The sequence below is a fragment of the Sphingomonas sp. HMP9 genome (assembly GCF_013374115.1).
Classification (GTDB): Bacteria; Pseudomonadota; Alphaproteobacteria; order Sphingomonadales; family Sphingomonadaceae; genus Sphingomonas.
In genome coordinates this window covers 303,949-327,839 of the sequence record NZ_AP022673.1, presented here as the reverse complement: position 1 = coordinate 327,839, position 23,891 = coordinate 303,949, and the positions used below count along the sequence as shown (strand labels likewise).

The window sequence follows — 23,891 nt, the reverse complement described above, 5'->3', positions numbered from 1 at the left end:
GCGTTGGCTGGCATGATGGTGTGACGGTGGGGGTTCTGTTTCCGATTTCCGCATTGGCGGCCTGTTCGCCCGCGAAGGACCGGGGCGCGACCACCACCGACGAAGCGCATCAGCTGAACGAAGCTGCGGCAATGCTCGATGCGAACAGCATCGACCTGAACGCGGTTGTCAGCGCGCCTGACGAAACCGAAACACCCTCGAATCAAAGCGATCAGACCCGATGACCCTCCGCCGCCTCGGCTCGACCGATTTGAAGATCGCCCCACTAATTCTAGGGGGCAACGTGTTCGGCTGGACCGCAGACCGAGCCGCGAGCTTCGCGGTGCTCGACGCGTTCGTCGCCGGCGGCGGCACGATGATCGATACCGCCGACATCTATTCGGCCTGGGTCGACGGGCATAAGGGCGGCGAGTCCGAAACCATGATCGGCGAGTGGCTGAAGGCCAGCGGCAAGCGCGATGACGTGCTGATCGCGACCAAGGTCGGTATGTTGCCCGGCGAGGGTGGCGAGAAGCTTGCCCCAGCGCGCATCGCCGCCGCCGCGGACGCCTCGCTGAAGCGGCTCGGCACCGATCGCATCGACTTGTATCACGCGCATCAGGACGATGAGGATGTGTCGCAGGACGCCGTCCTCGAAGCGTTCGGCAAGCTCGTCCACGCTGGCAAGGTCCGCGTCATCGGCGCCTCCAACTTCCATGCCGCACGTCTCAAGTCGGCTGTCGACGCTGCCAAGGCGTCAGACCTGCCGCGCTATCACGTGCTCCAGCCCGAATATAACCTGGTCAGCCGCACCAAGTTCGAAGGCGAGTTGCAGGATTATTGCGTTACCGAAAATATCGGCGTGCTGCCCTATTACGGGTTGGCGTCGGGTTTCCTGACCGGCAAGTATCGGACCAAGGAGGATCTTGGCCAGAGCGTCCGCGGCGGCAGGATGGATGAGCTTCTCGAAGGCAAAGGCAAGGCGGTCCTTGAAGCGATGGACTCGGTAACCGAATCCACCGGCGCGACGCATGCACAGGTTGCGCTGGCATGGTTGATCGCGCAGCCCGGCATTACGGCGCCTATCGCCAGCGCCACGAGCGTTAGGCAGATTGAAGACCTGCTTCCTGCCATGACGCTCGAACTGTCGAAAGACCAGTTGGACGCGTTGACCGACGCCGGCGCGTGAGCTGACGACAGTCCTCTGCCCATGGGAGATGTCTTACGTTTGCCAGTAGGACGGAATGAGCGAAACTTCCGCTCGATGTCCTCCCCCTCCGTCACCTTCGGTGCCACCTCCCCCTGACGGGGGAGGAGCAGTTTGAGAGCCGCCCCTAGTCCCCTGCGAACGTCAGCGCGGAAGTCCGCCGTTCGCGCTCGTTGATCAGCAAGGCCCGCCCCGCCGGGGCAATCGAGCGTTGCGGGCAGTCGGTTCGAAAACACGCACGGCACCCAAGGCCGATCGGCATCGCCCGACCAGCCAGATCGAGCCCGCTCGCGGCCGCCAGCACACCCGCTTGCGCCGCAGCAACCCCGAGGCCGATCGCGAACTCCGCCTGTACCGCGCCGAAGCGGCTCCCTTGCGGCGTCACGGTGCGTGCCATCGTCAGCCAGCGCGCGCCGTCTTCCAGCTCCACGAGCTGCACCATCAGGCTGCCCGGCCGATCAAACGCATGATGCAGGCGCCACAGCGGACACCGCCCGTCCGCCTCGACCAACGCCGCGCCGCTCGCGCCGGGATAGCGTTTCGACGCCTGCCCCGCGCGATCGATCCGGATCATGAAGAACGACAGCCCGCGTGCGCCAACCCGTTGCAGCGTCGTCAGCCGATGCGCGACCTGTTCGAAGCCCGCGCCGAACCGGCGTTGCAACAGTTCGATGTCGTACCCTGTCGTCTCGCACCCCCGCAGGAAGCGCGCATACGGCATCATCAGCGCGGCGGCGAAATAGCCGAGCAGGTGGCGGCGATAGAGCCGCTCCGCGGCGCGATCGGTGAACCCCGCGCCCTTCGCCAGCGCATCGACCTCCGCCTTCGCCTCGATCTGGCCGAGCTGGAACGCGACCGCGAACGTGCGCGATGCAGGATCGAGCATCTCGCTCAGCTGCAACTGACGCGCGTGCAGGTCCAGGCGTCGCAGCGTGTCCGGCAGGACGTCCGCTGGCAGAACGCGGATCGTGAGACCGTGCCTCGCCCGCAATCGCTCGGCGATCGCGCCATAAAGGTCCCCGGCCCCCAGCCGCAACTCGTCCGCCAACGCCTCGGCCGTGGCGTCGAGGTCGGCGAAGTGATTACGCCAGCGCTCGATCTCGCGCCGGACCAGCGTCACCGGATCGTCGCCAGCCTCGACCACCGCGCCGCCGCCGATCCGGTCGAACACGCGGGCGAACGCCGCCGCGCCACCCGGCGCGCTGGCGAGCCATTCCTCCACCTCGTTGCGGTCGATTTCGAGGTCGGCGAACATCGGGTCGGCCAGCCGTCGGCGAATCGCATCAGCGCCGCCGCCAGGTTCGGCTGCGGTCAGCGAGCGCGGGTCGAAGTCGAAGCTTTCGGCGAGTTTGATCAGCAACGTTGCCGAGATCGGCCGCTGATTGCGCTCGACGAGGTTGAGATAGCTCGGGCTGATCGCAAGCATGTCCGCCATCGCCGCTTGTGTCAGCCCCGCCCCGCGCCGCAGGCGGCGGATCGCGTGCCCCGCCAGCAATTTACGTTCCGCCATCGCAAACCCTCCTGTCACGATATTTACAGATCGACAGGGACAAGACAAGGACGCCGGACAGCGCGACCCCACAGCACTGCCGTCAAGCATTCCAGTGCACCGCCTCTGCCCGGTATTGAATGCGCATCGCCTCTCTCGAAACAGCGCCCTGTAAAGAGAGAGACAAGACATCTCACCATCGAAGGAGGCAAGCCATGCAGACGACGACCGAACAACCCCGTGCCCGCGCCGTCTTCTCGACCAATGATTTCGCGCTGATGAAGGAAGTGCTCGGCGAGATGATCAGCAAGACCTCGATCGACGACGAGCGGCTGACGCGGATGAGTGCGCTGTACCACCGCCTGGGCCGACTCGGCTAAACCGCTTCAAACAGTTTCCTGGGGAGGAAAGGTACCTGCCGATGGCGCGTCCATCGGCGGGTATTCCTGTTTTTCAGGACGGTGCCGCGCGCGCTCCGCTACTTACCGGCGATCCCACGAACCTCACGCCCGTCGACGCGTCCCAACCCGCTGCTAAGCCTACCCTTTCCAACCTCGCCCCCTCGTGTAGGACGGCGCCATGGCCAAGACACTGACCGCTCGCATCAAGGACGACATCGTCCTCTACGGCGCCCTCGCCGCCAATCTCGGGATCGGCGTCGCCAAATTCGTCGCGGCCGGGATGACCGGATCGTCGTCGATGCTGACCGAAGGCTTCCACTCGGTGGTCGACAGCGGCAACCAAATCCTACTGCTCTATGGCCAGCGCAAGGCCAAACGCCCGGCCGACGAGGCCCATCCGTTCGGCTATGGCCGCGAACTCTACTTCTGGGCGTTCGTCGTCGCGATCCTGATCTTCGCGATCGGCGCGGGCGTATCGATCTTCGAGGGCTGGCGGCATATCCAGGAGCCCGAACCACTCACCAGCCCGACCATAAACTACGTGGTTCTTGCGATATCGTTCGCGCTGGAAGGAAGCAGCTGGACGATCGCGGTTCGCGAGTTCGCGAAGTCCAAGGGCGATATGGGCTGGTGGGCGGCGATCCACCGGTCGAAGGATCCGGCAGGCTTCATCGTGCTGTTCGAGGATTCCGCGGCGCTGGCGGGTCTCCTCATCGCCGGGATCGGGATCTGGGCCAGCCATGCGTTCAACGACCCGCGGATCGATGGCGCCGCCTCGATCGCGATCGGCCTGATCCTCGCGCTGGTCGCGGTGCTGCTGGCGCGCGAATCGAAGGGCCTCCTGATCGGCGAGCGGGCCGACCCGGCAGTTATCGCGACGATCCGCACGATCGTTGCGGCGCATCCCGCGATCGTCTCGGTCAACCATGTCCGCACGATCCACACCGCGCCCGAGAGTATCTTTGCAGCGATCAGCGCCGACTTCGACGATTCGGTGACGATGGGCGACGGCGAAACGATGATCGAGGCGATGGAAGCCGAATTGCGCGCCGCGGTCCCGATGCTGTCGTCCATCTATATCCGGCCGGAGAAGCGCGAGGATGCCACGCTGGCCTAGTCCGCTTCGCCCCCTGCGGCGACCGACGAAACTACCCCGCAGCACTGATCCATATCAGACGCATCTCGCTGGTAAGGCTGACAATTCGAAGATAGCATCGAATGATGAGATCCTTGATCCGCATGCTCGCCCTGTTGTCTTTGTGCTGCGGAGTCGCGCTGCCCGCGCACGCGGCAGTGACGATCACTTTCTGGAGCCACGAACTCGGCAACAGCTTCCCGCACGCGTTCTTCACGTTACGCGGGATGCCCGATGCGGGCGGCACCCCGGTCGATACGAACGCGGGTTTCACCGCGAAGACCGTTTCGCCCGCGCTGTTGATGGGGCCGGTCGCGGGCAAGCTCGACATCGCGAAACCAGGCTATGTCGCCGGCAGCGATGCGCAATTCTCGGTCGTGATGAGCGACACGCAGTATCGTGCGGTTCTGCGACTCGTCGACGCTTGGAGCGAGGGCAAGCCCGACAGCGTCTACCGCCTGTCCGAGCACAATTGCGTGACGTTCGTGAAGGAAGCCGCGCGGATCGTCGGATTGACCGGGCTGGATCAGCCGAAACTGATGAAAAAACCGCGCTCCTACCTGAAGGCGGTCCAGGCCGAGAACATCGGGCGTGTCACGCCGGTCGGGCTGCACGGGAAGGCGTACCTCGCGAGCCTGCCACCACTCCTCCCGACTCGTGCTACCGGGGCAAATTCAGCAGCGGTTGTAGCCACCGCTGCGTTGGCGCCCGTCCACTAAGCCGCGGGTACGAGTTCGACGACGTCCAGCACCGACTCGAACCGCGGATATGGCAGCACGACGCGCCAACGCTGCGTGCCGATCCTCTCGATCAGCCCGGCCATGTCGCGATTGGCGTCGCGGCCGTAGCGCATCGGCCGCTTTTCATCGCCGAGCTCCATCGTTCCGAGGAACACGGCGCGGGAGGCGGTGTCGGCGAAGACCGTGCCGACCGGACGCTGCGACCCATCGACCTTGACCAAGCTGATGACGTCGGTGCCACCGCTCGAGTCGATCCGGCAGGCGAACCACGCCGAGGCACTATAGGTCGGGCCGACGCCGCCGCGTGCGCCGAGCTTGAAGGTGCGGCATCGATAACTGCCCTCGGGCGGCAGCGCGTCGGCAAGTGCGTGGTCGGGATCGAACAAGATCGGGTCGGTCGCCAGCTCGTGCCGATCCACCTGGGCCAGCGCGTCGACCCATGCCCCGCGCCATCCCCGCAGCCGGGCACGGTCCGCCACCGTCGCGACCCGCCGCCAATCGGTGTCGCGGTCGGTATCGAGCGGGGATCCCGCGCCAGCGCCCACCACGGCGGCACGCGACGCGCTCGCGCCACACCCGGCCAGCACGATACAGGCCCCAGTGGCCAACCATGTCCGCTTCGTCGTCGACTTGATGTCCATATCCGAAGCTAGCCCCCTAAGATGCTGTACGACAATCACATTCTCGCGCAGACCGCTCGACTCATGCGGCCGTCCAGCCGCCGTCCATCGACAGGTTCGCGCCGGTAATCGCCTTGGCCTCCTCGCGACACAGGAACAGGGCGAACGCCGCGACCTGTTCGGGCGTGACGAACGCCTTGGTCGGTTGCGCGGCGAGCAGGACGTCGTTCATCACCTGGTCGCGCGTCATGCCGCGCGCCGCCATCGTATCGGGAATCTGATTCTCGACCAGCGGCGTCCAGACATAGCCTGGCGAGATGCAGTTGACGGTGATGCCGTCGGTCGCGGTCTCCAGCGCGATCGTCTTGGTAAGGCCGGCGATCGCGTGCTTGGCCATGACGTAGGCGGACTTGTTGGGGCTCGCGACGAGCGAGTGCGCCGACGCGGTCGAGATGATCCGACCCCAGCCCTTCGCCCGCATGTACGGCACGGCGGCACGCATCATGTGCCAAGCCGAGGACAGGTTGATCGCGATGATCGCGTCAAACTTGTCGATGGGGAACTCGGCGATCCCCGCAACATGCTGGATCCCTGCGTTGTTGACGACGATATCGACGCTGCCGGTTTCACGCGCCGCCCGCTCGACCATCGCGGCGATCTCTTCGGGCCTGGTCATGTCTGCGGGATCGTAGAGCGCCGCCGCGCCGCTGGACTGTGCCAACGCCGCCCGTTCAACCTCAATCGCGTCCGCGTCGCCGAACCCGTTGAGCATCACCGCAGCGCCCTCGGCAGCGAAAGCCTTGGCGTAAGCAAGGCCGATGCCGGAAGTGGATCCGGTGATGACCGCAGTCTTGCCCTTCAGGAACATGCACACTCCTCACGCCTATCGCGCCGCAGGCGACGCGGCTTTGCAACTCTAGCGCCACCTTGCGCATTTCGTTCCCAAGCAGAACCGAAAAGGGGCATATTCATGCGGCTCGACGATTACGATCCGAACATCAACGTCGAGGACCAGCGCGGCTCGGGCGGTGGCGGAGGCGGCTTTGGCGGCGGCGGCGGTGGCCTGCTGATGGGGCTGTTGCCTATGATCGGCAGCCGCTTTGGCTGTGGTGGTATCGTCGTCGTGCTGATCCTGATGGCAGTGTTCGGCGGCATGGGCGGCCTCGGCGGCCTGCTCGGCGGGGGGCAATCCTCCGCGCCGACCACGCAGAGCGGAGCGCCGCGGTCCGGCACGGATACCGCCTCGAGCTGCAACCTGACGCCGGAGAGCAAGGCCGCCTGCAACGCGTTCAGTTCGGCTGACACTACGTGGGAGGCGATCTTCCAGAAAAACGGGCAGCGCTTCGAAGCGCCCAAACTCGTCTTCTTTGACGGCAATGGTCGTTCGGGCTGCGGCGCGGCGCAATCGGCCATGGGGCCGTTCTATTGCCCGACCGACCAGGGCATCTATCTCGACACCAGCTTCTTCAACGAGCTGTCGACGCGGTTCAAGGCAGAGGGCGATTTCGCGCAGGACTATGTGATCGCGCACGAGTTCGGCCATCACATCCAGAAGCTGCTCGGCACCAATGCGCAGGTCCAGCAAGCGCAGCGCCAGGCAAGCGAGACCGAAGGCAACGCATTGTCGGTGCGGCTTGAACTGCAGGCGGACTGCTATGCCGGCGTCTGGGCGGCGGCGAACCGATCGCGGCTCGAAGCGGGTGATATCCAGGAAGGGATGACCGCGGCGCAGGCGATCGGCGACGACACGTTGCAGAAGCAGTCGCAGGGCCGTGTGGTACCGGACAGCTTCACACACGGGACGTCGGCACAGCGCCAGTCGTGGCTCAAGCGTGGGCTGGACAGCGGCGATCCGCAGCAGTGTGACACATTCTCCGGCGCGATCTGAGCCGGGCGTGTCGATCCTCCCCCTCCAGGGAGGAGGTAATCGGTACGCGCCAGTTGGAGTGGGAGGACAGGACAACGCCTGTTTCTCCCCTCCGTCGGCAACGGCGCCACCTCCCCTCTAGCCGGCAAGCATGCTAGGTGGCTCGGCCAGCTTCAGCCGACCGTCACACCCTTCCAGAACGCGTATCGATCCTTGATCTCGGCCGCCGCCGACTTGGGATCGGGGTAATACCAGACCGCATCGACGTTCCGTTTCCCGTCGACGACCAGCGTCTTGTAGCTGGCGACTCCCTTCCACGGGCAGTTCGAATGCGTCGCGCTATCCTCCAGCACCGCCGCATCGATGCTGTCCGCGGGAAAATAGTGATTGCCTTCGACCACGACGGTATCGTCCGAGCGCGCGATCTCTTGGCCATTCCATGTTGCGACAGGCATGCTAGTCTCCATCAGACGCTCCCCAGCCCCGCCGCCTCATACCGCTCCGGCTTGAACCCGACCAGCAGCGTCTCGCCGGTATCGAGCACCGGTCGCTTGATCATCGAAGGCTGTGCCAGCATCAGCGCGACGGCCTTGTCCGCATCGAGATCCGCGCGATCCGCCTCCGGAAGCTTGCGGAACGTCGTGCCCGCGCGGTTGAGCAATAGCTCCCAACCAACCCGGCCGATCCAGTCGTGCAGATGCGCGGCGTCGATCCCGGCAGCCTTGTAGTCGTGGAACGCATAGGCGACGCGGTGCTCGTCCAGCCACGTCCGCGCCTTCTTGATCGTGTCGCAATTCTTGATGCCGAACATCGTAATCGTCAAAGATTATCTCCTGGAGTAAGCCACTTATCCGGTTCCAGCATCAACCGTGCGGATACGCTCTGCGAGTCACGCGGGCGATACCGTACAGCGATGTCCCCGACCGCTTAGGCCGAATGGTGACGCTAAAACGCTATCGAACGTGGTGCGAAGCAGTCATTCGGGGACCGCTGCTGCGCCGCCTGCCATGGGGCGCGGCGTCGGGCCGGACGGAGTGGGCGCTGGCTCAAGCCCTCCACCGTCGCGAAATCCAGGACGCTTCGGTAACGGCATACCCAAGCGCCTGTGCATTTCGATGATCAGAGCCCGTTCTTCCGCCGTGAGAAGTGGCGGACCGCTAAGATCCTTTATTGGCATTCGGTGCCTCGCTCGCTAGCCGTTGGTAGATCTTAGCATATTCCCCATCCACCGCCGATCCCAGCATTTGTCGATTACGCCGCAAAGCTCGCTGCCGCTAACCACTCCAGCCGGACATTGCGCCCCCTGCCTGCCGTGCAAGCCGGTAGCGTGATCCGGTCTTGGTGTTTATCGGTGCGGGATGACGCATCCATTCTACGCGATCCATACTCACGGGCTGATCCGGGTTGCCGCTGCCACCCCGCGGGCTTCTGTCGGCGATACGGCGGCGAACGCAGCAGCCACGATCGCGTTGGCGCGCGAGGCGGACGCGCGTGGCGTCGACCTCGTCGTGTTTCCCGAGCTGAACCTCACCTCCTACGCGATCGACGATCTGCATCTGCAGACCGCGCAGCAGCGCGCGACTGTGGCGGCGATCGCCGCGGTCGTGGCGGCCAGCGCCGAGTTTCGGTCGGTGTTGCTCGTCGGGGCGGCGTTGGTGCGCAACGGGCGGCTGTATAATTGCGCGCTGGCGATCGCGGGCGGCAGAATACTGGGCGTCGTGCCGAAGACGTTCCTGCCGAACTATCGCGAATTCTACGAAAAGCGCTGGTTCGCCAGCGGGGCTGGCCTGACCGGCCTGACGATCCAACTGGGCGGCGAAGAGGTGCCGTTCGGGACCGACCTGATCTTCGCCGCGCGCGACCTGCCCGGGTTCGTGTTCCATGCCGAGATCTGCGAGGATTACTGGGCCCCTACCCCGCCCTCGACCGCGGGGGCGCTGGCGGGGGCGTTGATCTGCTGCAATCTGTCGGCCTCGAACATCGTCATCGGCAAGGCGCGCGAGCGGGCGATGCTGGCGGCGGCGCAATCGGCGCGCGCAGTGTGCGCCTATGTCTATTCCGCCGCCGGGCCCGGCGAGAGCACGACCGAAGTCGCGTGGGACGGCCAGGGGCTGATCCACGAGCTCGGCGAGCAGCTGGCGGGATCGAGGCGGTTCACCACCGAGCCCGAGATGGTCGTCGCGGACGTTGACTGCGAGCGGATCGTCCAGGAGCGGCTAAGGTTCGGGACGTTCAACGACGCGGCGGTGTTTGCTGGCAACCCCGAGACGCGATTCCGCCGGATCGCGTTCGATCACGCCCCCGTGCGCGAAGACGGCGGACTGGAGTGCGCCATCCGTCGCTTCCCGTTCGTGCCCAACGATCCCGCGCGCCGCGACGACGACTGCTATGAGGCGTTCAACATCCAAGTGGAGGCGCTGTCGAAGCGGCTCGTGTCCGCGCATGCCGAGACGATCGTGATCGGCGTATCGGGCGGGCTCGATTCGACGCACGCGCTGATCGTCGCGGCGAAGGCGATGGACCGGCTCGGACGGCCCCGCAGCGCGATCCTCGGTTTCACCATGCCCGGATTCGCGACCGGCGAAGGCACGAAGGCGAACGCCTGGGCGCTGATGCGCGCGTTGGGCATCACCGCGGAAGAGATCGACATCCGCCCAGCCGCCACACGCATGCTCGAAGACATCGGCCACCCCTTCAGCGACGGCGAGCCAGTCTACGACATCACCTTCGAGAACGTGCAGGCAGGGCTGCGCACCGACTATCTCTTCCGTCTCGCCAACCAGCGGCGCGGGATCGTGCTGGGCACCGGCGACCTCAGCGAGATGGCGCTCGGCTGGTGCACCTACGGCGTCGGCGACCAGATGAGCCATTATGCGGTCAACGCCGGCGTGCCGAAGACACTGATCCAGTTCCTAATCCGCTGGTGTATCCGCACCGACCAGTATGACGCAGCGACCGACGCGATCCTCTCGACGATCCTCGCGCAGGAGATTTCTCCCGAACTGGTCCCGCCGGGGGCGGACGGCGCGTTGCAGAGCACCGAATCGATGATCGGGCCGTATGCGCTGAACGATTTCTTCGCGCACTACGTGATCCGCCACGGGCTGGCGCCGTCGAAGATCGCTTTTCTCGCGTGGCACGCATGGCGTGACGCGAGCGTCGGCGACTGGCCGGAGGACCTGCCACGCGATGCGAGGGTCGCATACGACCTGCCGACGATACGGACTTGGCTGGAGAAATTCCTGGTCCGGTTCTTCACGACCAGCCAGTTCAAGCGGTCGGCCATGCCCAACGGACCAAAGGTCTCGGCCGGCGGCGCGCTGTCGCCGCGCGGCGATTGGCGCGCGCCTTCGGACGGAATTGCAACCGTTTGGATCGAAGAATTGCGGTCAAGCGTTCCTTAAGGTTCGCCACGCCATCTTGCATAAAGCGCCTATCAGGCGCATTATGAAAATCCTATGACAGTGGCTCCACCGGATGGATCGCGCGATCGCCGGATCGAGATCCCATCCAATCTTTGGCTGATACACCCGGCGGGTCGCGCGTTGCTTCCGCTTGCGCTGGCGGGTGGAATTTCGGCGAATTCTGTATCGGTAGCCGGGCTCTGCCTCGGCGGAGCGGCTGCGCTCGCCTATACGCAGTGGGCCAATTGGGCGCTTGCGCTGGTCGGCCTCGCACTGTCGATGGGGTGGCTGATCGCCGATGGACTCGACGGCATGGTCGCACGCGCGACCAAGACCGCGAGCCCGCTCGGTCGGATGCTCGATGGGTTGTGCGATCACGGTGTTTTCGCGCTGATCTACATCTCGCTCGCGCTGACGATCGACACGCCCGAGGGCTGGATCCTCGCGTTGGCTGCCGGTGGCGCACACGCGGTGCAATCGAACATGTACGAAGGCGAGCGATCCCGCTTCCATCGTCGCGTCAAGGGCGTGGCGCTCGAAGCGCCCCCCGTCCCAACCGGCAACGCGCTGGTCCGTTTCTACGACGGTGTTGCCGGCAGCATCGACCGGATCGCCATGCCGTTCGAGCGCACGCTGGGCCAGTCGGCCGATCCGGTTGCACTTGGCGTCTTGTACGGTGCCCGCGCCGTCGCGCCTTTGCGCTTCATGGCCTTGCTTACCGCGAATGTCCGGGTATGGGCGATCTTCGTCGCCTGCTTCGTGGGCAACCCACGCATCTTCTGGTGGTTCGAGATCGTCCCTTTGACGCTCGTCGCCATCGTCGGGCTCGTCTGGCACCGTCGTGTCGAACGGGCTTTCGTTCGTAATACCTCCGCGACGCGACCAAAGACCGCGTCGCGTATGCATCTATCGTAAGGAACAGGGTCAGTAATGAATAGCATTCGGATCGCCGTGGTCGGCATCGGCAACTGCGCGAGCTCGCTCGTCCAGGGCCTCGAGCATTATCGCGAGGGGGCAAACGACCAGGTTGGCCTGATGCATTTCGACATGGGTGGCTACAAGCCGAGCGACATCAAGGTCGTCGCGGCCTGGGACGTCGATCGTCGCAAGGTCGGCAAGGACGTCGCCGAGGCGATCTTCGCCAAGCCCAACTGCACCGCGGTGTTCGCACCGAACGTCGGAAACACCGGCACCATCGTGAAGATGGGCAAGAAGCTCGACGGCGTCGCCGACCACATGGCCGACTTCAAGGACGACCGCACGTTCCTGATGTCGGATGCCGCCGAGCCGACGCGTGAAGAGGTCATCGCCGACCTGAAGGCGTCGGGCGCCGACGTGCTGATGAACTATCTGCCGGTCGGTTCGCAGCAAGCCACCGAATTCTACGCCGACTGCGCGATCGAGGCGGGCGTTGCGTTCGTCAACAACATCCCCGTGTTCATCGCCTCGAACCCCGTCTGGGCGAAGAAGTTCGAAGACGCGGGCGTCGCGATCATCGGCGACGACATCAAGGCGCAGCTAGGTGCGACGATCGTCCACCGCGTGCTGACCGACCTGTTCGCCAAGCGCGGCGTGAAGCTGGATCGCACCTACCAGCTCAACACCGGCGGCAACACCGACTTCCTCAACATGTCGAACCATCGTCGTCTCGAATCGAAGAAGATCTCGAAAACCGAAGCGGTGCAGTCGGTTGCGGCGGAGCGGATGGACGACGACAATGTCCATATCGGCCCGTCGGATTACGTGCCCTGGCAGAACGACAACAAGGTCTGCTTCCTGCGCATGGAAGGCCAGCTGTTCGGCGGCGTGCCGATGAACCTCGAGCTTCGCCTTTCGGTCGAGGACAGCCCCAACTCGGCGGGCGTCGCGATCGACATGATCCGTTGCGCCAAGATCGCCAAGGATCGCGGCATCGCCGGCGTCATCGACCCTGCGTCGGCCTATTTCTGCAAGCACCCGCGCACGCAGATGACCGACGATCTCGCGCAGATCGAAGTCGAGCGGTTCATCAAGGCCGCCTGACATGATCGACACGGCTGTCCTCCTCGCCGCCGGGGAAGGCAGCCGCCTTCGCACCTCCGCCCCGTACAAGCCGCTCTGCCCTGTGGCAGGGCGGCCTTTGATCGCCCACGCGCTCGAAGGGTTGGCGGAAGCCGGTTTCAAGCGCGCGATCGTGACGGTCAGCTACGGTCGCGAGGCGATCGAAGCGTATCTGGCAAGCCGGCGCTGGCCGTTGGCGGTCGAGACAGTGCTCGCCGACCACCGCGAACCCAACGGCGTTTCGGTCCTCGCGGCGCGCGAGGCGCTCGCTGGCAGCGAAGCGGTGCTCGCGATGTGCGATCACCTCGTCAGCCCCGAACTCTACGCGCGCATGGCGAAGGCCGGCGCTGGCGGTGGACTTCGCCTCGGTATCGACCGACGCCTGGGGCATGACTGGGTCGACCCGGAGGACGTGACCTGTGTCGCGACCGTTGGCGACCGCATCGTCGCGATCGGCAAAGGCCTCGAACCGCACGACTGCTACGATACGGGGATCTTCGCGATCGGCCCCGCGCTGCCGGAGGCGCTAGCGACGCTCGCCAGCCCGTCGCTGACCGAAGGCGTCCGCCTGCTCGCCGCGCAAGGTCTCGCTCGGATCGTGGAGTGCAGCGACATCGACTGGATCGACGTCGACGACGCCCCCGCGCTGATGAAGGCTGAAGCGTGGATGGCGACCAGAGCGGACTCGGTCGCGGCGTAAGCCACCGTTCTCCTGCGAACGCAGGAGCCCAGGATAACATTCGCTGCGCTGAATAACCCTGGACTCCTGCGTTCGCAGGAGAACGGATGTCAGCCCGCAGCCTCGACCCGCGCTTCGGGTTGTTAACGCTCAGCCTCGACCCGCGCTTCGGGTCGTCAGCCCGCGGCGTCGACCCGCGGATCGGGTACGTCGAGCGTCGCGCACGTCCCGACCGGGGCGTTCTCGATCGTCACCGTCCCGCGCAACTGCCGCGCGAGGCTGCCGATCATCCGCATCCCGAGGCTCTGGCGCGATGCCGTCTTCAGGTCGAAATCGTCCGGCAGTCCGCCACCTTCGTCCGACACCGTCAGCACGATCCGCCCCTCCGCGCTGCGCACCGTGACGGCGATCGCGCCGCCGTCGTCGCCATACGCATATTTGATCGCGTTGGTGACGAGCTCCGTGACCAGCAACCCCATCGGGATCGCGACGTCCGCGCTGATCAGGATCGCCTCGATATCGCAGTCGATGCGGTGGTTGAGCGATTGCTCTCCCAGCCCCGTCGCGATTCCGCAGACCAGATCGTTCAGCGCGACGATCCCGACCTGGTCGCCGCGCCAGAGCTGGTCATGCGTCTGCGCGATCGCGGTGATCCGCGCCTGCGCATCGCCGAGCAGCCGCCGGACCCGGGGATCGTCATCCTCCTGCATCTGGAGGTTGAGCATCGCCGACACCAGCGCCAGGCTGTTCTTCACGCGGTGGCTCGCCTCGCGGGTGAGCAATTCCTGATGCTCCATCGCGTCGCTCAGCCGCTGTTCCGCCTGCTGCCGCTCAATCGCGACGCCGATGAGGTTGGCGAACCCCTGCATGAAGGCGAAGTCGGCAGGTTCGAACTTGCCCTCGTCGGAACTGTCGACTTCGAGCACGCCAAAGCGCTTGCCCGACGTCTCGACCAGCACGTTGATCGCGCGGCGGATATTGTGCCGCGCCATGAACTCCGGCGTCCGGAAACGTTGCTCGTTTTCCAGATGGTTCGAGATCACCGGCTGTCCGGTCTCCAGCGCAAACCCCGCAGGCGAGCCGAGATCGGTCCGCATCTCCGTCGATCCCACGACGCCCGGCTCCCAGCCGATGCCGGCACGCACCAGCAACGTATCCTGCTCCGGCCGATACTCCAGGAACTTGCAGTATTGCGACCGCATCCCCTCGCCGCACAGCTCGGTCGCGCGCTGTAGCATCGGCTGCAAATCCCGCGCCCGCAGCGCCTCGATTCCGAAATCGGCCAGGATCGACTGCTGGCGAAGCCGATATTCCAGCTCGCCGGCACCAGGTGGGCTATCGCCGCCGGGAGATTGCTCGATGACGGTCATACTCACTCGATATTACTGGCAAGAAGTCGCGCTAGTCCTGCCGGGTCCAGCAAGCTCAATCGCCCACCCTGAAACTGCGGATCATACGTTACTTCCGCGACGGCCCATTCGGGGATGACGACCGACATCAAGGTCGCCGCATCGTGCTGCTCGATCTCCGAGAGTTCGAGCCCGGAGAGCGCGCCTTCGAACACGTCGATACCAAAACCCGCGCCTACCGGATACCGGCGTTTGCTCAGCGATCGCGCCTGCAGCTTCGCCAGCAGGTCATACTCGCCCTGATCGAGATAGGTCGTAACCGTCGGCCTGCTCAACACATCGGCAACGTCGTATTTCTTGCCGATCTTGAGAACAATACGCCCGGACACACTATCGGTCATGCGTCGCAGCCTCAGCCGCGTGCCGTCGATATACCGGTCCTCGATCAGAATATGCGGCGCACCGGCCAGATCGGGCCGGCGCGCAGGATCGACAAGGAACCGGCGCTCACGCTCGACATGCGCGTATTTGTGAGCGACCAGTTCCTCGTCGAGCCCCCGTAACATCAGGTCAGCGAGTCAGCTTCTTATACGCCAGACGCGTCGGGCGGTCGGCGGCGTCGCCCATGCGGCGGCGCTTGTCCTCCTCGTACGACGCGTAATTGCCTTCGAACCACTCGACATGGCTGTCACCCTCGAACGCGAGGATGTGCGTCGCCAGGCGATCGAGGAAGAAGCGGTCATGGCTGATGACCACCGCGCACCCGGCGAACGTCTCCAGCGCCTCTTCGAGCGCACGTAGCGTCTCGACGTCGAGATCGTTGGTCGGCTCATCGAGCAGGAGGACGTTGCCACCCTCCTTGAGCATCTTGGCCATGTGGACGCGGTTGCGTTCGCCGCCCGAAAGCTGGCCGACCTTCTTCTGCTGGTCGGGCCCGCGGAAGTTGAACGCGCCGACATACGCCCGCGTGCCCATCTCCTGCTTGCCGAAGCGGAAAATCTCGAGCTCGTCGGAGATTTCCTGCCAGACGTTCTTGTTCGGATCGAGATCGTCGCGGCTCTGGTCGACATAGCCGAGCTTGACGGTCGAGCCGACCTCGATCGTGCCCGTGTCCGGCGTTTCCTGGCCGGTGATGAGCTTGAACAAAGTCGACTTGCCCGCACCGTTGGGGCCGATCACGCCGACGATGCCGCCCGGGGGCAGCGTGAAGTCGAGACCGTCGAACAGCAGCTTGTCGCCGTACGACTTGGTCAGGCCCTTCGCCTCGATCACCTTGCCGCCGAGACGCGCGGGCAGCTGGATCAGGATCGCAGCCTTGCCGGCGACGCGGTTCTCCTGTTTCTCCATCAACTCGTCGAACGCGCGGATACGCGCCTTCGACTTGGTCTGACGGGCCTTGGGGGTCTGGCGCATCCACGCCAGCTCATCGGCGATCGCCTTCTGCTTGCCGGCCTCTTCGCGCTCTTCCTGGCTGAGGCGCTGCGCCTTCTTCTCCAGATAGCCCGAATAGTTGGACTCGTACGTGTAGTAGCGGCCGCGATCGAGCTCGAGCACCCAGTTGACGACGTTGTCGAGGAAGTAGCGGTCATGCGTCACGAGGATGACGTTGCCGGTATATTCCTTCAGGTAGTTCTCGAGCCACGACACGCTTTCGGCGTCGAGATGGTTGGTCGGCTCATCGAGCAGCAGAATCTGCGGCTTCTCCAGCAGCAGCTTGCACAGCGCGACGCGACGCTTCTCGCCGCCTGACAGGTTCACCACCGACGCATCGCCCGGCGGGCAGCGCAGTGCCTCCATCGCCTGTTCGAGCTGACTGTCGAGCGCCCAGCCGTCGACCGCGTCGATCTTGGCCTGAAGCTCGCCCATCTCCTCCATCAGCGCGTCGAAATCGGTGTTGTCCTGCGGATCGCCCATCTCGGCCGAGATCGCGTTGAACCGGTCAACGAGATCCGCGACCGGGCGCACGCCGTCCTTGACGTTGCCCATCACGTCCTTGGTCGGATCGAGCTGCGGCTCCTGCGCGAGATAGCCGACATTGACGCCTTCCGCCGCCCAGGCCTCGCCGGTGAAATCGGGATCCATGCCGGCCATGATCTTCATCAGCGTCGACTTGCCCGAGCCGTTGGGCCCGATGATCGCGATCTTCGCCGACGGAATGAACTGGAGGTGGATGTTGTTGAGAACGGGCTTGTTGGCACCGGGGAAGGTCTTCGACAGACCCTTCATGACGTAGGTATACTGGACGGCCATGTGGGTGCCGAGCTCCGTTCTGAATAAGGGCGGGATTTGACGTGCGCAGATAGCGATGCGGCGAGCCGTTGGCAAACCGGGAGAGCCGACATACGCTGCGCCCATGATGAAACGCACCCTGCTCGCGGCGCTGGCCGCTTCCGCCCTCACCTCTCCTCTTGCAGCGCAGCGTACCGCGGCCCCGCCGACCGCCGTCGACGCGAAGGTCGCCGCGCTGCGCGACAAGGCGCTGACCGACGACACTGCTTACACGATCGTCGAGGGGATCACGACCGAGGTCGGCCCGCGCATGACCGGCACGGAGGCGGAGGCGCGCGCGCGTGTCTGGTCGGTCGCCAAGCTGAAGGCGCTCGGGTTCAAGAACGTCCGGGTCGAGACATACGAGTTGCCCGTCTGGTCGCGCGGAACGGAGACTGGCGAACTGGTCGCACCCTATGCGCAGAAACTGCATCTGGTCGGCCTCGGCAATTCGGGCGCGACGCCACCGGGCGGGCTGACGCTGCCGATCGTGTATTTCCCGACCTACAATGATCTGGCGCTCGCCGCCGACGGCAGCCTGAAAGGCAAGATCGCGTTCGTCTCGAACGCGATGCAACCGACCCAGGACGGGTCGAGCTATGGCTCGCAAGGCACCGCGCGCTTCGTGGGGCCGAACGTCGCCGCCAAAAAGGGCGCGGCGGCGATCGTGATCCGGTCGATCGGCACCGATCACGGCCGCGGGCCGCACGCGGGCAACACCAATTTCGATGCGGGCGTGACGCCGATCCCCGCGGCGGCGCTGTCTGTGGCGGACGCGGAGCATGTCGAGCGGCTGGTAAAGCTGGGCAAGCCCGTGACGCTGAAGCTGGTGCTGGACGACAAACAGGTCGGTATGCGCGACTCCGGCAACGTCGTCGCCGAAGTTCCCGGTACCGATCCCAAGGCGGGCATCGTGCTGGTCGGCGGGCACCTCGACAGCTGGGATCTCGGGACCGGCGCGATCGACGACGGCGCGGGCATCGCGATCACCGCGGCCGCCGCCAAGATCGTGATGGACAGCGGCCAGCGGCCACGCCGCACGATCCGCGTCGTTTGGTTCGGCGACGAGGAGAGCGGTGGGTTTGGCGGGCTTGCCTACGCCAAGGCGCATGCCGGCGAGCGTCACGCGACCGCCGCGGAATCGGACTTCGGCGCCGATCGCGTCTGGCGGTTCGAAAGCAGCCTGCCCGACGCTGCCAAGCCGGTCGTCGATCGCCTGGCCGTCGCGCTCGCGCCGCTTGGGATAATCCGCGGTGCCGACGCCCCGCATGGTGGCACCGATGTCGGCCCGACGATCGCCACAGGGGTGGCCGGTATCGACCTCAACCAATCGGGTCTGCGCTACTTCGACTATCACCACACGCCCGAGGATACGCTCGATCGGATCGATCCCGAACAGCTTCGCCAGAACGTCGCGGCGTGGACCGCGATGATCGCGACAGTGGCCAATGCACCCGAAGAAATCGGCTCGATCGTGCCTCAGAAGTGACGAATTGCAGCAACCGATCCGTCATCGTTCTGCCGCAAACCTTGCGGACAGATGAATTTAGCGGATTGACCCCCCGCCGGGGTCCGCTATTTGACGAGACTTCGCGACGGCAATCGGGTCGGCCGCGAGTGAAACTATGCTTGGGAGCATTCGAATGAAGAAGATCGTTCTGATCGCTGCTGCCGCCGGCCTGATGTCCGTCGCAGCCTGCACGAAGTCGCCAGAAGCCGCCGCAGTTGAGAACAACGCGGACATGCTGGCTGACAACATGGAGATGCAGGCTGACAACATGGACGCAATGGCGGACAACACCTCGAACGCAATGGCGACCGACGTGCTCGAGAACGCTGCCGACAACATGAACGCAGCTGCCGACAACGTCCGTGACGTTGCCGACGAGAAGACCGACAACATGAACTAAGACCCTGTCGGGCGTTCGCGCTCGATAGAGTATTGGTGTCGGAAAGGGCGTTCCTTCGGGAGCGCCCTTTTTCTTTGTCGTTTTGCTTTGCGCTCTTTTGCGGGATGATCGCTTGCGCTAACGCAGGCGACGGTGGGGCCTGTAGCTCAACGGTTAGAGCTGGCCGCTCATAACGGCTAGGTTGCGGGTTCGATTCCTGCCGGGCCCACCAATTCCCCGTCTTGTTGTGGGCGCTAGCTAACCCTGCCCTTTTGCAACCTTATTGCAGCTTTCAGTTGTTGAAATAGGCACGTGACAGAGCGGCCGGTGTGACCTCACCATGCGGTGATGCTCAGGAAGCGAGGTCGAACTTGGTCGAACCCGCAAGGTCGTGCAGGACCGGCGATCGCTTGAGTCGCATCGTAGCGTTTCGGGGCTCGCCGCTGGTCAGCATTGACGGAGTCGAACGCCGCCAACTGAACCGTCGCTCATCGCGCCAGATTGAAGTCATCTGCTTCGAAACCAGACGAGGACGTCAGGCCTGGTATCGGTGGCGGTTCCTCGATCCGTAAAGATATCCGCCGTCAACGTGCAAATCCGGCCCCGTCGCAAAATAGCATTCGGCAGCACGATCGAACGACAGCCCGTCCACAGCGGTCCAATCGCTCGTGAAGACGTGAATGATCGACGCGTTGGGTAAAACAGCTTCCATCTCGGCGCTTCCCCGGCTTTGATGCTCCGGAGAGGTTATTGACATGCCGACGTTGGATTTCGAGACCGAGAAGGCCTCGTTTCGTAACTACTACGATGAACACGCGCAGCGTCTGGAACAGGCGAAGGTCGCCTTCCTCACTCTACTGAGCTCCCTCCTGGCACACGCCGACATCACGGTTGCCGCAGCCACCGGACGGATCAAGGACCGCGAGGAGTCGATCAAGAAGTTCATGCGGAAGTACCAAGGACCGTTGGAACGGGAAGGCGTGCCCTACGAGATCAAGGACCACATAACCGACCTCATCGGTCTACGGCTGGTCTGCCTGTACGAGGACGAGATCGAGACCGTCGGCGAACTCATCCGGCCTCATTTTCAAGTGATCGAGATAACCGACAAGACCGCCGAGATTGAGGGTACGGAGAACGCGTTCGGTTACATGGGCCTGCATCTCGACCTGCAACTCAAGCCGGACCGGGCCCAGATGCCCGAGTACGAGCTCTTCGCCCCCTACCGGTTCGAGTTGCAGATCCGTACAATCGTGCAGGATTCATGGAGCACTCTTGATCACAAGATCAAATACAAGCGTTCTATCCCGCCTTCCCTGCGGCGGCGCATCAACACCCTCGCCGCCTTGTTCGAACTCGCCGATCGGGAGTTCCGGCAGGTCCGTGACGAGACCGATCGTCAGTTGGAGAAGGCTCGCGCGGAGCCTGAGCCCGCCGCCGACGCGCTTGGGGATACCCCGGGCCAGCCCGCGCCGAAGGAGGAAAGCGAGACTGATGAGGTCGCTCGGCGTCAGTACGCTCCCTTGGACGCGTTCAAGCTACTCAGGATCGCTCGGCACTTCTTTCCGGACGAGGAGTTCGAACCGAAGCAGGTCGATGGATTCACGGCAGAAGTTGTCGAACGGGAACCCAGAATCAGCCGTGGCAAGTTCAATCGGTATCTCCTGACCACCATCGTCGTGGTGAGGAGATACCGTACTCACTTCCTGGATACCGGCAGGGGCGACCGCTTCAATGCATTCACCGTCATGCGGCACGCGCTATACGCCGCAAACCCGGAGGCGTTCTCTGGAATGCTGACGAACAAAGCGCGCGAATCGTTCGACGCCTGGCGGCAGTCGGAGGCCGGTGGATCGGCCTGAACCCTACCGATCTGCCAATGGCGCTGCGGTCCCGGTACGATGGGGATTGCAGCCGCCGCCTGCTACTTTACACGCCCCGTCAACGCACTTGTCCTATATGTCCGGAAGTTCAGCGGGAGAAACGCTTCACGGCGTGGCGACCCCGCCTCTACCGCCCAATCTTGATCCGGGCCTACCAACGGAGGCGTATCCCGCACGTACGACTTCGGCGCGGACGTCAGAAGTATGATCACCTCACGCCTCGGTCTTCCATGGGTCTGGCAGATCGTCGAACTGCGAGGTCAGGAATTTTGGCCATAACGATGGGGTATCGAACGGCGGCAGTTCGTAGGCCGACCGGAGATCTCCTGAAAGCTTCAGTGCTTTGAGTCCGAGAAGTATCGCATAGGCATGAGCGGTATCGATCGCCTCGGTGTCGCCGCCGTACCGCCAGGTCTGGTCGATGCTACCCTGCCGAGACCGACGGTATTCGTCGAAGGCCAGGACCCTCGAGGTGAGAGCGACATCAAGATCCCGCCAACGCTCCTTCTCATCGGGTAGCGCCTGCATCTGGGGAAGTTCCGTGTTCACTCCCTCCTCTGCACCCGCTGCGAAGTCCTTGATGTCACCGACCACGCCTGCAGCGTCTTCGGCGAACCGTTCGAATTTCGCAGCTAGCCGCAGAGCCAGATAGGCAACTTCCCCCTTCGCCGAGCGGCGTTCGCGAAAGGACGTGACGAACTGCGTCACCAACGCACTCACCACCGACGAACCGAAGATCACCGGAAGAGCCGTGGACCATGTGAACGCATCTGCCATCTGTATCTCCTGAGTGAAAAAGGGGACGAGGGGCTCTGCGCCAACCGGCGCAGCATGCGCGGCCTAATCTTGTTGCGGCATCCCGAAAGCGATAGCCTCGGCCGGACCTAGTCACGCTATGAGCGACCGGACGGCCCCGTGCCACCGGCGTAGATGACATGCCCACTGGTATCCACTGGATGCAGCCGATACCGACCATTCTTTTCCTCGCGGAAAGTCAGCTAACAACATGCGTTTGCCTGCGCCGCCAACGGATTCGCATCTGCCGGCGGCGCACCGTGTCCTTGGTGATCCTCGGGCTCGCGCCGATGCTAAGGGCCATGCTGATTTATCCGGGCCCCCTGCGCTGCCGCACCTACAAGGCGCCGTTCCATCTCCCGTCACCCGAGGCGGTGCTTTCACTCGTCGTCGCCGACACCGTCACTAGTGTCGAAACCGTCCGATGCTTCCCGACCGATCGTGCCGGGGGGACGCCAGTAACGCAACGGACGGCGCCCGCCGGCGGAGAGGCCTGCGGCCTTCACTTTTCCCTCCTCCGCAAGCATCGAGTCCAGGATGAACTGTTCGAGTGCGGCCGTCCCTCGGGTCTGCGCCATCAAGAACCAGTCCTGCAGCGAGTCCGTCTTGCGGAACAGTTCGATGAGCAGAGCGTCGAGCTTGTCCTTCCCGAGCAGCGATAGCGCCTCGCCGCGTGCGAGGGCGGCTTTGGCCACTTCCTCGCGCAAGTTCGTCTGCGTCTGCTGCTCGAACAGCCGTGCGTCCCGCCCGCCCGTCTCCAAGTCGGGCATCGGCACCACCCGGACCTTCCGGCCCGAGGCGAGGAGATCCTCGAGAGCGCCGGGGTCCGGACACATCAGCTTCAACACCTTGGCGCTGTCCGGTACGTGCAGCAGCCGATTGCTCGTCGTCAGGTTGAGGAGCTTGCGCTGCCACTGCCGGATGCGATCACCGGGCGTGTCCGCACTCTGAGCGATCTCCACATCGAAAGCGGGAAGAGCCGGAGCCGCCTCCAACGCCTCCGTAACACGGACCGGTTCACCCTCGTGCGGGTCGACTCCGCCGACCGTTACCGCGAGGGGCCTGACCCGCTGCATGCGGGCTCGACGGACGTCGACCGCCATCTCGAACCTCGCTTCGGCACCCTCGTCGAGCTGTCGGCGCGCGGCTGCCATCGCCTGGCTGAAGCTCGCGGGTGGGGTATGCGTCGCCAAGGTCGTCTCGAACAGCAGGAGATCGTCCAGGTCGAAGCGGCGGCGCAGTGCCGCCGCGGCGAGCGCGCGGTTGATGTCGAGCAAAGTCCACTTGTCGAAGACGATGTGCGCGGTCTGACGCCCCCCCTGTTTTTTAGTCCATTTTGAGCGAGAGTTTTCCGGCCTTCAGAAGCCTTCGGGCAAGGAGCTGGAAATGAAGATATCCAGGTACACGGACGAGCAGATTGCCTTCGCGCTGAAGCAGGCGGAAACCGGCACGCCGGTGGCCGAAGTCATCCGGCGGATGGGGATCGCGGAGCAGACGTTCTACCGCTGGAAGAAGGTGTACGGCGGTCTCGGGGTTGGCGAGCTGAGGCGCCTGAAGCAGCTCGAGGATGAGAAACCGGGGGACCCTCAAAACGGCCGTGGCACTGCTGTAGGCGGCGATCTGCTGCAATGGTCGGTCAACGGCGGCACCGATTACATCAGGCACCTGACCGCATCCGGTGGGACGGTATTCTGTCCGCTCCCTGCCAGTTGGGTGCCGGGTACGTTCGGCGTGATCGTTGTATCGCAAGGCGCCTCGTCGCGACTGGTCACGGTTTTCGGACCAGATGGAGCGACGACGAAAATAACGCGTTCCGGCGTTTCAGGCACGAAGACGGTAGCGAACCCGCAACGCAAGCGCACGCTCGGCAGCGTGCATGTGGATATTGGCGGCACCTACGGATCGAACGAGATTGCCAGTTTTGTGAATTGGTCGAGCGCCTTGACCGAGGGGCAGATCTCTAGCCGCGCTTACGACATGCTCGACTATGCGCGAAGCTCGTCCCTGATATCGTCTACGGCCGAAACGTCACCATATCCGCGCGTCGACGCACTCAGCGCACTCGGTCTGGTCGTACTTAGCCCGCTCTCCGCAGGATCTGTACCAGGCCCAGCTTTTGCCCACTCTCGTTAACGGGCTAGCTCTC

The 23,891-nt window shown here is 64.3% G+C and carries 23 protein-coding genes, 1 tRNA gene and 1 pseudogene; 15 read left to right on the top strand and 10 right to left on the bottom strand.

The genetic code is table 11. From position 1 onward, the window contains the following. Positions 1-20 precede the first annotated feature (20 nt). Both HMP09_RS01565 and HMP09_RS01560 read left to right on the top strand, forming a co-directional pair. Complete coding sequence (locus HMP09_RS01565; RefSeq protein ID WP_176498898.1) at positions 21-224, top strand: hypothetical protein; 204 nt, start codon at positions 21-23, stop codon at positions 222-224. Beyond that, positions 221-1,168, top strand: a complete 948-nt coding sequence (locus tag HMP09_RS01560; protein ID WP_176498897.1) for an aldo/keto reductase — start codon at positions 221-223, stop codon at positions 1,166-1,168. Before HMP09_RS01565 ends, HMP09_RS01560 begins: the two co-directional genes overlap by 4 nt. Positions 1,169-1,313: 145 nt before the next feature. Here HMP09_RS01560 and HMP09_RS01555 read toward each other — a convergent pair whose 3' ends face one another. Next, positions 1,314-2,696 (bottom strand): helix-turn-helix domain-containing protein, encoded by a 1,383-nt coding sequence (locus HMP09_RS01555; RefSeq protein WP_176498896.1) that lies wholly within the window; start codon positions 2,694-2,696, stop codon positions 1,314-1,316. A gap of 194 nt (positions 2,697-2,890) precedes the next feature. Here HMP09_RS01555 and HMP09_RS01550 point away from each other — a divergent pair, with 194 nt between their 5' ends. From HMP09_RS01550 to HMP09_RS01540, 3 genes are all read left to right on the top strand, one after another. Then, complete coding sequence (locus HMP09_RS01550) at positions 2,891-3,055, top strand: hypothetical protein (protein WP_164913371.1); 165 nt, start codon at positions 2,891-2,893, stop codon at positions 3,053-3,055. A gap of 199 nt (positions 3,056-3,254) precedes the next feature. After that, the gene (locus tag HMP09_RS01545) at positions 3,255-4,193 is read left to right on the top strand and encodes a cation diffusion facilitator family transporter (RefSeq protein WP_176498895.1); all 939 of its coding nucleotides are present in this window, start codon (positions 3,255-3,257) and stop codon (positions 4,191-4,193) included. Between the two features lie 104 nt (positions 4,194-4,297). Next, on the top strand, positions 4,298-4,930 hold the full coding sequence (locus HMP09_RS01540) for a hypothetical protein (RefSeq protein WP_232090538.1): 633 nt from the start codon (positions 4,298-4,300) through the stop codon (positions 4,928-4,930). Here the strand turns inward: HMP09_RS01540 and HMP09_RS01535 are convergent. Both HMP09_RS01535 and HMP09_RS01530 read right to left on the bottom strand, forming a co-directional pair. Beyond that, positions 4,927-5,592: a DUF4893 domain-containing protein gene (locus HMP09_RS01535; protein ID WP_176498893.1), complete on the bottom strand. Its 666-nt coding sequence runs from the start codon at positions 5,590-5,592 to the stop codon at positions 4,927-4,929. The genes HMP09_RS01540 and HMP09_RS01535 overlap by 4 nt on opposite strands. 61 nt (positions 5,593-5,653) lie before the next feature. Beyond that, positions 5,654-6,439: a 3-hydroxybutyrate dehydrogenase gene (locus HMP09_RS01530; protein WP_176498892.1), complete on the bottom strand. Its 786-nt coding sequence runs from the start codon at positions 6,437-6,439 to the stop codon at positions 5,654-5,656. Positions 6,440-6,541: 102 nt separating this feature from the next. On the opposite strand from HMP09_RS01530, the gene ypfJ reads away from it, so the two are divergent. Next, on the top strand, positions 6,542-7,459 hold the full coding sequence (gene ypfJ / locus HMP09_RS01525; RefSeq protein ID WP_176498891.1) for a KPN_02809 family neutral zinc metallopeptidase: 918 nt from the start codon (positions 6,542-6,544) through the stop codon (positions 7,457-7,459). 152 nt (positions 7,460-7,611) lie between these two features. On the opposite strand, the gene HMP09_RS01520 is transcribed toward ypfJ, so the two are convergent. Together HMP09_RS01520 and HMP09_RS01515 are read right to left on the bottom strand one after the other, a co-directional pair. Then, on the bottom strand, positions 7,612-7,893 hold the full coding sequence (locus HMP09_RS01520; protein ID WP_176498890.1) for a DUF427 domain-containing protein: 282 nt from the start codon (positions 7,891-7,893) through the stop codon (positions 7,612-7,614). Between the two features lie 11 nt (positions 7,894-7,904). After that, a complete protein-coding gene (locus HMP09_RS01515; RefSeq protein WP_176498889.1) occupies positions 7,905-8,261 on the bottom strand; it encodes an ArsC family reductase in 357 nt (118 codons plus the stop codon). A 535-nt stretch (positions 8,262-8,796) separates the two neighbouring features. On the opposite strand from HMP09_RS01515, the gene HMP09_RS01510 reads away from it, so the two are divergent. Genes HMP09_RS01510 through HMP09_RS01495 form a run of 4 tightly spaced genes read left to right on the top strand, consistent with a single transcriptional unit; the run spans position 8,797 to position 13,582 of the window. Continuing rightward, positions 8,797-10,842, top strand: a complete 2,046-nt coding sequence (locus HMP09_RS01510) for an NAD(+) synthase (protein WP_176498888.1) — start codon at positions 8,797-8,799, stop codon at positions 10,840-10,842. Positions 10,843-10,896: 54 nt separating this feature from the next. Then, complete coding sequence (locus HMP09_RS01505; protein WP_176498887.1) at positions 10,897-11,757, top strand: CDP-alcohol phosphatidyltransferase family protein; 861 nt, start codon at positions 10,897-10,899, stop codon at positions 11,755-11,757. 15 nt (positions 11,758-11,772) lie between these two features. Then, the gene (locus tag HMP09_RS01500; protein ID WP_176498886.1) at positions 11,773-12,864 is read left to right on the top strand and encodes an inositol-3-phosphate synthase; all 1,092 of its coding nucleotides are present in this window, start codon (positions 11,773-11,775) and stop codon (positions 12,862-12,864) included. A gap of 1 nt (position 12,865) precedes the next feature. Then, positions 12,866-13,582: a phosphocholine cytidylyltransferase family protein gene (locus HMP09_RS01495; protein ID WP_176498885.1), complete on the top strand. Its 717-nt coding sequence runs from the start codon at positions 12,866-12,868 to the stop codon at positions 13,580-13,582. 155 nt (positions 13,583-13,737) lie between these two features. Here the strand turns inward: HMP09_RS01495 and HMP09_RS01490 are convergent, their stop codons facing one another. Genes HMP09_RS01490 through ettA form a run of 3 tightly spaced genes read right to left on the bottom strand, consistent with a single transcriptional unit; the run spans position 13,738 to position 17,160 of the window. Further along, on the bottom strand, positions 13,738-14,931 hold the full coding sequence (locus tag HMP09_RS01490) for a sensor histidine kinase (protein ID WP_176498884.1): 1,194 nt from the start codon (positions 14,929-14,931) through the stop codon (positions 13,738-13,740). Positions 14,932-14,933: 2 nt separating this feature from the next. Then, positions 14,934-15,476, bottom strand: coding sequence for a hypothetical protein (locus HMP09_RS01485; RefSeq protein WP_176498883.1), 543 nt, complete (start codon positions 15,474-15,476; stop codon positions 14,934-14,936). A gap of 4 nt (positions 15,477-15,480) precedes the next feature. Beyond that, the gene (gene ettA, locus HMP09_RS01480; RefSeq protein ID WP_176498882.1) at positions 15,481-17,160 is read right to left on the bottom strand and encodes an energy-dependent translational throttle protein EttA; all 1,680 of its coding nucleotides are present in this window, start codon (positions 17,158-17,160) and stop codon (positions 15,481-15,483) included. Between the two features lie 103 nt (positions 17,161-17,263). On the opposite strand from ettA, the gene HMP09_RS01475 reads away from it, so the two are divergent. The 4 genes from HMP09_RS01475 to HMP09_RS01460 all read left to right on the top strand — a co-directional run bounded on the left by HMP09_RS01475 (position 17,264) and on the right by HMP09_RS01460 (position 20,929). Next, on the top strand, positions 17,264-18,667 hold the full coding sequence (locus HMP09_RS01475) for a M20/M25/M40 family metallo-hydrolase (RefSeq protein ID WP_176498881.1): 1,404 nt from the start codon (positions 17,264-17,266) through the stop codon (positions 18,665-18,667). 154 nt (positions 18,668-18,821) lie between these two features. Beyond that, positions 18,822-19,088: a hypothetical protein gene (locus HMP09_RS01470; RefSeq protein WP_176498880.1), complete on the top strand. Its 267-nt coding sequence runs from the start codon at positions 18,822-18,824 to the stop codon at positions 19,086-19,088. A gap of 135 nt (positions 19,089-19,223) precedes the next feature. Beyond that, positions 19,224-19,299 (top strand) — tRNA-Ile (locus HMP09_RS01465). Between the two features lie 523 nt (positions 19,300-19,822). Then, positions 19,823-20,929, top strand: a complete 1,107-nt coding sequence (locus HMP09_RS01460; protein ID WP_176498879.1) for a GTP pyrophosphokinase — start codon at positions 19,823-19,825, stop codon at positions 20,927-20,929. A 234-nt stretch (positions 20,930-21,163) separates the two neighbouring features. Here the strand turns inward: HMP09_RS01460 and HMP09_RS01455 are convergent, their stop codons facing one another. Together HMP09_RS01455 and HMP09_RS01450 are read right to left on the bottom strand one after the other, a co-directional pair. After that, positions 21,164-21,727, bottom strand: a complete 564-nt coding sequence (locus HMP09_RS01455; protein WP_176498878.1) for a hypothetical protein — start codon at positions 21,725-21,727, stop codon at positions 21,164-21,166. 398 nt (positions 21,728-22,125) lie between these two features. After that, positions 22,126-23,022: a DUF4011 domain-containing protein gene (locus HMP09_RS01450; RefSeq protein WP_232090536.1), complete on the bottom strand. Its 897-nt coding sequence runs from the start codon at positions 23,020-23,022 to the stop codon at positions 22,126-22,128. Positions 23,023-23,131: 109 nt separating this feature from the next. Here HMP09_RS01450 and HMP09_RS01445 point away from each other — a divergent pair. Further along, positions 23,132-23,317 (top strand): annotated as a pseudogene (locus HMP09_RS01445) (transposase); the annotation flags it as partial. Positions 23,318-23,891: the final 574 nt, after the last annotated feature.

Coding starts and splice junctions, on each gene's coding strand:
- HMP09_RS01560 (WP_176498897.1), top strand. CDS start 221: ATGACCCTCCGCCGCCTCGGCTCGACCGATTTGAAGATCGCCCCACTA.
- HMP09_RS01555 (WP_176498896.1), bottom strand. CDS start 2,696: ATGGCGGAACGTAAATTGCTGGCGGGGCACGCGATCCGCCGCCTGCGG.
- HMP09_RS01550 (WP_164913371.1), top strand. CDS start 2,891: ATGCAGACGACGACCGAACAACCCCGTGCCCGCGCCGTCTTCTCGACC.
- HMP09_RS01545 (WP_176498895.1), top strand. CDS start 3,255: ATGGCCAAGACACTGACCGCTCGCATCAAGGACGACATCGTCCTCTAC.
- HMP09_RS01540 (WP_232090538.1), top strand. CDS start 4,298: ATGAGATCCTTGATCCGCATGCTCGCCCTGTTGTCTTTGTGCTGCGGA.
- HMP09_RS01535 (WP_176498893.1), bottom strand. CDS start 5,592: ATGGACATCAAGTCGACGACGAAGCGGACATGGTTGGCCACTGGGGCC.
- HMP09_RS01530 (WP_176498892.1), bottom strand. CDS start 6,439: ATGTTCCTGAAGGGCAAGACTGCGGTCATCACCGGATCCACTTCCGGC.
- ypfJ (WP_176498891.1), top strand. CDS start 6,542: ATGCGGCTCGACGATTACGATCCGAACATCAACGTCGAGGACCAGCGC.
- HMP09_RS01520 (WP_176498890.1), bottom strand. CDS start 7,893: ATGCCTGTCGCAACATGGAATGGCCAAGAGATCGCGCGCTCGGACGAT.
- HMP09_RS01510 (WP_176498888.1), top strand. CDS start 8,797: ATGACGCATCCATTCTACGCGATCCATACTCACGGGCTGATCCGGGTT.
- HMP09_RS01505 (WP_176498887.1), top strand. CDS start 10,897: ATGACAGTGGCTCCACCGGATGGATCGCGCGATCGCCGGATCGAGATC.
- HMP09_RS01500 (WP_176498886.1), top strand. CDS start 11,773: ATGAATAGCATTCGGATCGCCGTGGTCGGCATCGGCAACTGCGCGAGC.
- HMP09_RS01495 (WP_176498885.1), top strand. CDS start 12,866: ATGATCGACACGGCTGTCCTCCTCGCCGCCGGGGAAGGCAGCCGCCTT.
- HMP09_RS01490 (WP_176498884.1), bottom strand. CDS start 14,931: ATGACCGTCATCGAGCAATCTCCCGGCGGCGATAGCCCACCTGGTGCC.
- HMP09_RS01485 (WP_176498883.1), bottom strand. CDS start 15,476: ATGTTACGGGGGCTCGACGAGGAACTGGTCGCTCACAAATACGCGCAT.
- ettA (WP_176498882.1), bottom strand. CDS start 17,160: ATGGCCGTCCAGTATACCTACGTCATGAAGGGTCTGTCGAAGACCTTC.
- HMP09_RS01475 (WP_176498881.1), top strand. CDS start 17,264: ATGATGAAACGCACCCTGCTCGCGGCGCTGGCCGCTTCCGCCCTCACC.
- HMP09_RS01470 (WP_176498880.1), top strand. CDS start 18,822: ATGAAGAAGATCGTTCTGATCGCTGCTGCCGCCGGCCTGATGTCCGTC.
- HMP09_RS01460 (WP_176498879.1), top strand. CDS start 19,823: ATGCCGACGTTGGATTTCGAGACCGAGAAGGCCTCGTTTCGTAACTAC.
- HMP09_RS01455 (WP_176498878.1), bottom strand. CDS start 21,727: ATGGCAGATGCGTTCACATGGTCCACGGCTCTTCCGGTGATCTTCGGT.